Below are 10,150 nucleotides of genomic sequence, written 5' to 3' on the forward strand. Positions count from 1 at the left end.
CTTCGTACGAACTCACTGAAGATGCTCGTAATACTTGCGCAGTCTCAAAAGGACCCATAACGTGATGAATGCTGGAGGCAGGCACCCTGCCCCCAGACGCAGACATCTGGAGCGCCGCACCGGCGCACGGCCGGTGCCAGGCTCCACGGCCTTGGGAGATCCGACATGCCTGCCCTGAGCACCTCACTCACCACCGAAACCGAATCCCACCCGCTCGACATCATGGAACAGGTCATGGGCCTGTATGAATGGGAATTCGAACGCCTTGGCCAGTCCGAAATGGCAGCCCAGGCTCCAGGCCAGTGGTGTGATTATTCTCTCTACTTCACATGGTCGGACGAACTGTCCGCGCTGCACCTGAACTGCACGCTGGACCTGCGCTCCCCCGCCGCACGCCGCGCTGATGTTCACGAACTGGTTTCGCTGGCAAACAACCGCCTCTGGGTCGGCCATTTCACGATCGACACCGAAACCGGAACACCCTCATTCCGCCATACGCTCCTCATGCGCGGCGTCGCCACACTTCCCGGCGAAAGCATGGAAGACCTGATCGACATCGCCATGTCCGAATGTGAAAGATTCTATCCCGCCTTCCAGTTCGCTCTCTGGGGTGGAAAATCCCCTCAGGATGCACTGGATGCCGCAATGCTAGACTGTGTTGGAGACGCCTGACCTTGCCTTCCACCCCCTCAATCCTTCTGGCTGGCTGTGGCAAACTCGGAGGCGCGCTACTCGATGGGTGGCTCGCCTCCCCCACACCTCCAAAAATCGTCGTCCTTGACCGTCACCGAACGGGCTCGGACGACACCCTAACAATCGCCAACACCCCCGCCGAAATCCCAACATCCTTCACCCCCGACATCATTGTTCTCGCCGTCAAACCAGCAGGCGCAGACAAAACCATCGAAGACATCGGCAAAGCCCTCGGAAGCCGGTTCAAGAAATCAGCCCTCCTCTCCGTCATGGCCGGCCGTACCTGCGAAGCCCTAGCTTCGGCAGCGGCAAAAGCCGGAGCGGAAATCCCCGTCCTCCGCGCCATGCCCAACACCCCTTCGGCTATCGGCGCCGGGATCAGCGGCTTCTACGCTCCGCCCAATGCTACATCCGAGCAGGCCACATTCTGCCATGAGCTCCTCTTCGCCGTGGGCGACGTCGTCCGCGTGGAAAAAGAAGAGGACCTCCTCGCCGTAACCGCCGTCTCCGGATCTGGACCAGCCTACGTCTTCCTCCTCGCGGAACTGCTGGAAAAAGCCGGGGAAGCCCACGGCCTCTCCAAGGAAACAGCTCGCCGTCTGGCACGCGGAACCATCTACGGCGCAGGCCGTATGCTCGACGATCTGCCCGATGACGCAGAAGACCTCCGAAAGGCCGTCACCAGCCCCAACGGAACCACCGCCGCAGCCCTGAGCGTCCTCATGGCACCCGACGCCTGGCCCGCAAATATTGCAAAAGCCATTGACGCCGCGACAAAACGAGCCGACGAACTCGCCGGGTAACCGTTTCTTTCTGGTGGGAACTTGCCGCCCCAGGCAAACGCTCCCACCATAAGAAACATGTTTTTGACAGGAGACCGGCAATGGAAGAACGGCAGGACCCATTTGACACCGATGAGCTGACACCAGACAGCACACCGGAACTGGACAGGGAAGCCTTCGACATCGCCCTCCTGCAATCTGCGTTAAGCCTGGCAGGAACAGACGGCTGGCACCGGTTCTCACTCGTGGATGCCGCACGTGACGCAGGCCTCCCGGTCGACGCCGTGCGCTCCCGCTACCCCGTCAAACCCCTGCTCCTCCTCCGCCTCGGCCGACTGGCAGACGAAAGCGCACTCCGGGACGACGGCAACGGTGGGACCCTGCGCGAATACCTCTTCGACCTGATGATGCGACGCTTCGATATTTTCGAAGAATACCGCGAAGGTGTCCGCGCCGTCCTGCACGCCCTCCCTTACGATCCCCCCCTCGCCGCTCTTCTGGCAGGCGCGACCATGGACTCCATGCGCTGGCTCGCAGACGCCGCAGGCATGGATTGCTCTGGATTGGGTGGCCTCTGGCGCGTCAACGCCCTGACCGCCGTCTGGGGCCACGCCCTGCGCGCTTGGGAAAAAGACGAGAGTCAGGATCTCGGCAGCACTATGGCTGCCCTCGACGGCGCCCTGAACCGCGCCGAACGCCTCGGCGTCCTCAAAGCCTCCGCACGCCGTAAAATGGACGACGCCATGCGCAACACCGGTCTGCCCGATCACGAACTGGAACTTGAATCCTGATATTGGGCTTTACGAGACATGCTGGTTCGGATTAAAAGCCGTTCCAGCGCGTTTCTGAAACGCGTCTGCTGGGGCGTAGCCAAGCGGTAAGGCAGCGGATTTTGATTCCGCCATGCGGAGGTTCGAATCCTCCCGCCCCAGCCAAGTACCTACAAGTCAATGAAATCAAACACTTATGCGCCCAGAGAAAAGCAACTTTGGGGACAACGGTGGAGACAGTCTAAGCCATTTTAGGGATTCTGTGAGCCCCTGAAATCAGCCTTCTGCTGCGACTCTCTGAACAGTCCGCAAGCCAATCCCATATTCTTTTGCCAATGCTGCTCCTGTCTCGTTTCCATAACGTCGCCTGATAGCGTCTCTGGCTTGACGAGAGAGTTTAGGCTTCCTGCCCATCCGCACACCATTTGCCATGGCTCTTTTCCTGCCTGACTGGGTACGGTCGATAATCAGAGCACGCTCGAACTCTGCAAAGGAGGCGAGGAGATTCATAGTAAGGCTTCCCATCATGTCATCCCTGATGGTCCCTACTCCTTCAATGGTAATGGCTACGCCCTGACCTCTCAGGTTCTGGATGACTGTCAGGATATCGAGAGTGGACCTTCCAAGTCTGTCGAGCTTCATCACGACCAGCTCATCCCCCGCCTGAATCTTTTTCAGGAGCTTCCCGAACTAAGATCTGTCATTCAACCTGATGACACCTGAAATCTTTTCCTTGAAGGTATTCGCCTTTGGAACTCCAAGAGCCACCAGAGCATCTTCCTGTTCCTTCAAATCCTGTCCAACTGTGGACACTCTGCAATAACCGTATTTCATATAATTCTCCTTATGATTTTGGCGGAGATTTATGGCAGTATTGTAGAGGCTTTAAATTTTATTTTTTTAATTCTATTTTGTGTTTTTATTGCGTTCTATTGCTAAGTGTCAGGAGTTTAGAAAAATGAGTGAAACCCATAGTTCCTTTGCCGATAATGCAATAAAAAAACATTCAGGATTAAAAGAATCTGTAATTTCAATAATTAATTCGGTATTAAGAAAAGAAAATATACAAACATTAAGCATAACAGGTAGAATTAAGGATAAAAAATCTATAATATCTAAAATATCAAGAAAAATTTATAATGACCCAAGTAATCAAATGACGGATATATCTGGAATAAGAATAATAACTTATTTTGATTCAGATATATCGAAAATATCCAATGTTATTAAAAATCTGTTCGAAATTGATTATGCCAACAGCTTGGACCAAATAAGTAAGCTTGGAAATGATAAGATAGGATACAGGTCTGTTCATTTTGTTTGTAGATTAGGGGAAAATAGAAGTCATATACCGGAATATACTGAGATATCTGACCTGGTGTTCGAAATACAAATTCGGACAATTCTACAACATGCTTGGGCTGAACTAGCACATGACAGGTCCTATAAATTTACAGGAAGTCTTCCAGTAGATATATCCAGAAAGATAAACCTTTATGCAGGGCTTCTTGAAATCGCCGATAAAGGATTTAACGAAATAATAGAAAATATAAATGAATATTCATCAAAAATAACAAGTGATGTAGATGTTGATTTCAATAAAGAAGAAATAAATACGCTATCTATTAAAGAATTTATATATAGAATAAATAAAAAATATAATATTGAATTAAACAACAAGACTGCAAAAGAGAGAAATTTTTCAACAACCGTTAATGAACTTAATAAATTTGGATTAAATTTAATTGGTGATTTGTGGGGAATAATAAATGATGAATTTATAGAAAAATTTATTGCATCAGAAGGGAAGGTATTTCATTTACTAGGTTTCTTTAGAGATTCCATGCTCTATAATAATATAGATAGATATTTTGAAAAAATAGGAACCCCTTTTAGCCACCTAACTGAGAAAGATATTTCGTTTTATTCCGAAAAATATGGACGTGAAAAAGTTCTACGTACAATAAAATCTTATGGCGTTGATATCGATCATGACATGTATGAATGGGAGGAAGAAGCGGATATCGAAGACGATGAAAATTTTTGAATTTCACTAATGGGCAATCTAAAGCGTCCCAAAAACACCAAATTTAGGGACACTCTCTGATGGTCTATAAATTATCCCCGTACCCCATCGAAATCTAACACAGAGAAATGAGTACTGACGCTCAAAGCCAGTACTCACCTCTCCGACGAACACCGCTTCCCTACAAATTCTGCTTCAATCCCGGACTGGCCTTGAACCGAACCGTTCTCCCCGACGGGACTGAAACCGGCTCACCAGTTCGGGGGTTCGTCGCCTGTCGGGCCTTCGTCTCACACACAGTGAACGTGCCAAAAGACGGAATGGTGAAGCCACCTTCGCGCTTCAACTCGTCAATAATCGCTTCTACAAGATCATTCGCGGCCCGTTGCGCGGCAACGCCTGTACAGTCAATGGAGTCCTGAAGAACTGCGGCGAGAAATGCTTTACTCATGGATGCATCATTCTCCTCTGCTTCGATTTTCTCTCAGGCTGCATCCCAAAACACCCAGAAACTTCTGCTGCCATCAATACAACATTCCTCAGTATTTCTTACAATGCTACCAAGGAACAATGATATAATCGTCGCAATTGCCCCAGCGTTCCATCCGTAGGACTTCCATGTCACATTCTGTCTGTCTTTTTGCCTACCACGATCCTGCAGGAACCCTGGCTCCCCACACTCGCCACCTTCTCAACCAGATTGCGGACTGTGGGTTCGAGATCCATGTTGCAGTTTCCAGCCTGTCACCGCAGGACCATCAAGGGCTGGAAAACTTGAAGCGCAGCTTCACATCTGGACCCACCCCCGTAAAAGCCAAACTTTATCCACGAGAAAATGCCGGTCTTGATTTCGGCTCCTGGCAAGAGCTTCTCAAGCAACACTGCGACGAAGGCGCTGACGAAATCCTGTTCGCCAATGACAGCGTTTTCGGCCCGATGGCTCCCCTTTCGCCCATCGTAACCCGCATGCGTGCAGAACAGCACCCAATCTGGGGTATGGTCCGCTCAGAGGCTATCAACCGTCATCTTCAGTCATGGTTTCTGGTCATGTCCCGACAGGCGTTCGAGCACCCCGCTATCCAGAGGGTCTTTCGCCAACCGTTTTGCGAGATGAGCAAACCGGAAATCGTTCTTCACGGTGAGCTGGGTCTTGGCTTGGCCATGCAGGCTGCAGAAATGGATATGGCGGCTTCATGGAGCGGCACACGCGGCATAGCACGTCTCCTCGCTATCAACCCCATGCATACGGATTGGCGGGCCGTCCTGCGCTCCGGGAAAGCCCCCTTCATCAAAACCGAATTATTGAGAGACAATCCCAGCGGAATACCGTCCGTGCATCTCTGGCGTCAGGAAATCCCTGATCCCGCTTTTTTCAATCCGGACTGGATCGCCCAGTATCTGGCAAATCATCCACCTCGCGCCCAATACAAAAAAGCAGGTTTCCGCGCGCGATTGGTACAGGCGATTGCAAGCGAGGACCGGCTACACGCATTGCCGGCCCTGCTACTCGGTCGATAATCAGGTCTTTCGCTTGGCTACCCCTTCAAGGAAGCCAAGCAGTTCTTCCGTCTGCGCTTCATATGTCGCCAGACGATCTTTGAACGGATTTACATACCCATCAAATTTACCCGGTTGATCCAGAATAGCCTCAACCGCAGCGGCCAGCGTTTCTGCACGACCATCAATCGGCAGATACGTGCCATTTACACCATCTACGACATCCTCTGACTGCCCACCCGGCGCAGTGGTTACAACCCAGACATCCCGAGACAGCGCCTCACGCACCGTCAGGCCATAGCTCTCTTTCCACTGTGACGGGAACAGCAGAACATCAATCTGGTCATAAAAGTCATCAAGGCCACTTTGAGTGAACGCTGGTATAATTTCCAGATGCCCCTTGACCGACCAGTCCCGCGGATGGATCGACCTGAAACCAAGATTAAGCTTGTTATCAACCAGAACAAGCTCCCAGTCCGAACGATCCAAAGACTCCATACATTTCTTGAGTTGCGGATAGCCCTTTACAGCCTCCGTTCCCCCTACGAACCCGAACCGGACGGGCGAACCCGGAAGACGCGGAGTCCGAGGACGTTCAGGCCACCGGAAACCATTCCGGTTCACCACAATACGCTCCGGATCGACACCATTTGCCAGATAAAGCTGACGATGAGCCTCTGACGGACTAATCAGCAAAGCCGCCTCTGACAAAGCCTGATGCATCAGGAACCACCGGTCCGTCAGATGACGGGCATGCGGCACGCACATCTGACAAACCTGTTGGTCTATGGTCGTCTGAAAACAGTAACGGCCATCCCCACGAACCATGAACTGTCGATCACACAGCCACCAGGCGTCATGAAGCGTCAGAACATAAGGAACACCACGCTCCTGACACACCCGCAACATGGCCGTACCCAACCCCTGCGCAGCATGAACATGCACGACATCCGGCTGATAGGCATCAAGCCAGTCTGCAAACTGCTCTGCCATATGCGGGTTATCCATCGAGCCGATAACATCGTTCCCGTCTGGAATCATTGCAGCAAGAACATCCGACCCATTAGCGACATAGCGGATATTTCCTGACAGCCGCCCGTCAAGATGGGGCCGGGATGTCAATATCCCAACCTCTACACCCTTGTTGCGCAAGCGCAGCGCCAGTTCCTCAACAACGATTGTCGCCCCCCCGAAAGACCGTGGCGCGTAATAAACATTCGTCATAAGGACGCGCAACGACTTGCGCTCAGACACCACCGGCAAACCAAACAGGGCTTTACCCTGTGTCACAGCCATGGATTCAGGCGCATAACGCTCCATGACATCCTGCCAGGCCCGAGCCGCCAACCGATCACGAAGCGCTTTATCCCGCGCAAGCTTTAGGAAGCCACTCTTCCACTCGTCAGAGGTAACCGCCAGAAGCCCGTTTTCCTCATGACGCATGATTGCAAGAAACGCATCACGAGGTGAGCAAAGAGCAGCAACCCGAACCACAGCGGCTTCAAGAAACTTGATATTGCTTTTGCAGTCATTGAAAAGCGTAGGCTCTAACGGAGCAATCGCAATATCCGTTTGCGCCAAAGCCGCAAGATAATCGCGATAGGACAGTTCCGTGAGGCGCTCGATCCGATCCCCAAACCGGTCGAAATCCTTCGAAAGTTTGAGTTGCCCGATAACACGCAGACACAAACGCGGCTCTTCATCCAGAGCAGCAATTAGCCCCGCTTCAGCCTGCCGGAAATCCTCATCATGCGTGTTGGTACCCGACCCGTAAGACACCCACACACGATCATCAACAGCGTCTCCACGAGGCGGTAAAGACGCTGCGATCTTCAGTGTCTCTCGATCAAGAGCGTTTTCAACAATATCAACATGCTTTAACCCGGCATCTCGCATCGCCTGGGCCAGAGCCCGCGTAGATGCAATACCTTGCCCACACGCCAGCATACAACGTCTGAACAAAACCACACCGGACATGAGCAGATCCTGCTCAGACTTGGGAAGACTACTGATATTACCGTTCTGCAAATATTCTTCTGCATCGAAAATCAGATCATCGACTTCCCAACGCGGCTCAAGACGCAAGCGATGCGCTTCCTTCACAAGCTTCATGACATCATCAAAGCCCGGGACCCGGTAGAAGATAACCTGCGTGCAAATCTGTAGAGCAGACATGGCAACATTGACGTCGCGCCAGTCAACAACCTCCACTGTCCATCCAAGACGTTCAAGAAGATCCCGCTTTTGCCAGACACGGTATTTCGCACACTGACGAAGAGACACTTCTGCAATAATAAGAATACGAGGAGCCAAAAGCCCCGCCGTCTTATCAAGAAGATCGCTATAAACAGACAGCGGCGAAACAGGACTCTCAACCCTATCGGCCAGAGAAATCTGGCTTGAGGCAGAAGAAAGCTTCTGTGCTGGCGAAGATATCTTTGCTTTCTGCTTCGGACGAACTCGAACAGGAAATCGCCTTTCAACAGCCTTGCCGATCGCCTTGACGCCACCCTCTTCCCAAAGAGCGGAAAGTCTCTCCGGTAGCTCCTTGAGAGGACGCCCAGATGGCAACCTTCCCAAACTAAGCGAACGCACAGCCCTAAGCGGCTTGGTAACACGCCAGGACAAAGAACGATGAATCAGGGAAATCTGATGCCGCAGATGTGCACTTTCGCCCTGTAGGCCATCAGCACGCATACCGTTTAACCGAGCCGAGCTACGATAGCTTTCCAAAAGAACTTTCTGTGAGTCTTCTTCGGCTTCAGCAGGAAGAAGCGTTACATCTTTAGTCGGCAAGGTCATCAGACAAAAAGCTCAGGTCTAGAAACAGTTGAATACAAATAAAAAAAGCTGGGCTCTTTCGAACCCAGCTCTCTTTATAGATGTTAGCAAGCTAACAAACCAGATCAGCTCAGAGTAAAGTCCGAAGCCTTCAGATCCGTAACACCAACGAAGGTGATCTTGGAGCCGTCGTTCAGAGCAATGGTCGTGTTACCACCAGCCACGGTTGCTGCGCTCAGAACGTTCTGCAGACCATTGTTGTTCTGCAGGCCATACTGATACAGAGCCATGAGGTTACCAGCAGCGCTGCCGAAATCGGTAACCGTATAGTCGCCGCCAGCCGTACCGTTGTTCAGAGCGAACAGGTTGGAGCCGCCCGAGCCACCCGTGAAGGTTGCATTGCCCGTGCCACCAACAAGCGTGTCTGCGCCCGTGCCACCAATGACGGTCGTATTGCCACCGTTGGATGCAAAAGCTTCCAGAACGCCGTGAGAAGAAGCAGCAGAAATCGTTTCGTCACCACCGGTGCCTACAAACAGGCTGTAACCGGACGTGCCGTCGAACTGAGCATTCAGGCCAGACGCACCGAACATGGTTGCATTGCCAGCCGTAATGGTGGTGTTACCCGTACCATTAAGGAAGGACAGCGAACCATCAACGCTGATGGTGTTGCCCGTACCACGGATCTGCTGAAGATCGCCTGCAGCAGAAATGGTGTCGTTAAGGCCACCGGAAACCGTAGCGCTGGCACCAGTCGTGAAGTACGTGCTGGAGCTACCGCCCGTGATGAAGCTGTTGTTGCCAACAGTTACGCTGTTGGAGCCAGTCGTGTCATAAACCGTTGCATTTGCATGCAGGTTAACAACCGAGCTGCCACCAAGCAGGGTAACGGTGTCGGTACCGTTGCTGCCATCAATCGTGTCCTGACCTTCAGAGCGGACGACGTTCGTGCCGCTGCCCAGATAAATCAGGTTGTTGCCCGTGCCACCATCAATGGTGTTATTGCCATTCGTTCCGAGGATTGTATCGTTTCCGGAACCCGTAGCAATGTTCCAGCTGCCAGTCTTGCCCGTTCCCAGGAAAACGTTGTTGCCAACGCCACCAACGAAAGAGCCGTTCTGGTCGCCAGCAACAACAGACGCGCCATCCCATGCGCCCGTCAGCAGACTGACGGAAGAGGCTGTGTTCTTGCTGAGATCAATCGCCACGGAACCAGTAAGTGTATCCTGCGGGGCATAGCTGCCTGCAGCGATGTACTGGACGTCGCCGTTAATGCTGTAGCTGCCGCTCTGGGTAATGACACCCTGAGAAACACCTGCAGAAAATGAACTGTTGCTTCCTGGAACCAGATCATAGCTCGTCAGACCGCTCACACCTGAGACAGCGGACGAATACTGACTGGCCAGAGCTTGGGCCTGTGCACCATCGACCGTGACCGCAAGGATCTGGCCGGAGGCGCCAACCACGGTAGTGATTGCCATTACCATGCACTCCTAAACAAAGATTGCTTCGCACTGGCGGCCCTCAGACCACCCAAATGATCGAGCGACGAGTCTTGCATATATCAAAGCTCAGCCCCAAAAAGCAATCAGGATTCCACC

8 protein-coding genes, 1 tRNA gene and 1 pseudogene are annotated in these 10,150 nt (G+C 52.2%); 6 read left to right on the top strand and 4 right to left on the bottom strand.

Annotated features, from left to right (window positions below):
* The first annotated feature begins 165 nt into the window (after positions 1–165).
* The 4 genes from GJA01_RS13515 (at position 166) to GJA01_RS13530 (ending at position 2,410) form a co-directional block, all read left to right on the top strand.
* Positions 166–672, top strand: a complete 507-nt coding sequence (locus GJA01_RS13515; RefSeq protein WP_062502761.1) for a type III secretion system chaperone family protein — start codon at positions 166–168, stop codon at positions 670–672.
* Positions 673–674: 2 nt separating this feature from the next.
* Positions 675–1,496: a pyrroline-5-carboxylate reductase gene (proC, locus tag GJA01_RS13520; protein WP_062502762.1), complete on the top strand. Its 822-nt coding sequence runs from the start codon at positions 675–677 to the stop codon at positions 1,494–1,496.
* Between the two features lie 80 nt (positions 1,497–1,576).
* Positions 1,577–2,266, top strand: a complete 690-nt coding sequence (locus GJA01_RS13525; protein WP_062502763.1) for a hypothetical protein — start codon at positions 1,577–1,579, stop codon at positions 2,264–2,266.
* Between the two features lie 69 nt (positions 2,267–2,335).
* Positions 2,336–2,410: transfer RNA gene (locus tag GJA01_RS13530), tRNA-Gln, on the top strand.
* A gap of 111 nt (positions 2,411–2,521) precedes the next feature.
* Here GJA01_RS13530 and GJA01_RS13535 read toward each other — a convergent pair.
* Positions 2,522–3,079, bottom strand: a pseudogene (locus tag GJA01_RS13535) (recombinase family protein).
* A 124-nt stretch (positions 3,080–3,203) separates the two neighbouring features.
* Between GJA01_RS13535 and GJA01_RS13540 the strand changes: the two are divergent.
* Positions 3,204–4,292, top strand: a complete 1,089-nt coding sequence (locus GJA01_RS13540; RefSeq protein ID WP_082785215.1) for a GTP pyrophosphokinase — start codon at positions 3,204–3,206, stop codon at positions 4,290–4,292.
* Positions 4,293–4,452: 160 nt separating this feature from the next.
* On the opposite strand, the gene GJA01_RS13545 is transcribed toward GJA01_RS13540, so the two are convergent.
* Entirely contained in the window at positions 4,453–4,722 is a 270-nt protein-coding gene (locus GJA01_RS13545; protein WP_010504529.1) for an HU family DNA-binding protein, read from the bottom strand.
* A gap of 167 nt (positions 4,723–4,889) precedes the next feature.
* Here GJA01_RS13545 and GJA01_RS13550 point away from each other — a divergent pair, with 167 nt between their 5' ends.
* Complete coding sequence (locus tag GJA01_RS13550) at positions 4,890–5,789, top strand: rhamnan synthesis F family protein (protein WP_062502765.1); 900 nt, start codon at positions 4,890–4,892, stop codon at positions 5,787–5,789.
* On the opposite strand, the gene GJA01_RS13555 is transcribed toward GJA01_RS13550, so the two are convergent.
* Positions 5,790–8,570 (bottom strand): glycosyltransferase, encoded by a 2,781-nt coding sequence (locus GJA01_RS13555; protein ID WP_172794447.1) that lies wholly within the window; start codon positions 8,568–8,570, stop codon positions 5,790–5,792.
* Positions 8,571–8,674: 104 nt separating this feature from the next.
* Entirely contained in the window at positions 8,675–10,030 is a 1,356-nt protein-coding gene (locus GJA01_RS13560) for a beta strand repeat-containing protein (RefSeq protein ID WP_010504526.1), read from the bottom strand.
* Positions 10,031–10,150: the final 120 nt, after the last annotated feature.

Origin of the sequence: Gluconobacter japonicus (assembly GCF_002723975.1) — a bacterium.
Taxonomy (GTDB): domain Bacteria; phylum Pseudomonadota; class Alphaproteobacteria; order Acetobacterales; family Acetobacteraceae; genus Gluconobacter; species Gluconobacter japonicus.

Coding starts and splice junctions, on each gene's coding strand:
- GJA01_RS13515 (WP_062502761.1), top strand. CDS start 166: ATGCCTGCCCTGAGCACCTCACTCACCACCGAAACCGAATCCCACCCG.
- GJA01_RS13525 (WP_062502763.1), top strand. CDS start 1,577: ATGGAAGAACGGCAGGACCCATTTGACACCGATGAGCTGACACCAGAC.
- GJA01_RS13540 (WP_082785215.1), top strand. CDS start 3,204: ATGAGTGAAACCCATAGTTCCTTTGCCGATAATGCAATAAAAAAACAT.
- GJA01_RS13545 (WP_010504529.1), bottom strand. CDS start 4,722: ATGAGTAAAGCATTTCTCGCCGCAGTTCTTCAGGACTCCATTGACTGT.
- GJA01_RS13550 (WP_062502765.1), top strand. CDS start 4,890: ATGTCACATTCTGTCTGTCTTTTTGCCTACCACGATCCTGCAGGAACC.
- GJA01_RS13555 (WP_172794447.1), bottom strand. CDS start 8,570: ATGACCTTGCCGACTAAAGATGTAACGCTTCTTCCTGCTGAAGCCGAA.
- GJA01_RS13560 (WP_010504526.1), bottom strand. CDS start 10,030: ATGGCAATCACTACCGTGGTTGGCGCCTCCGGCCAGATCCTTGCGGTC.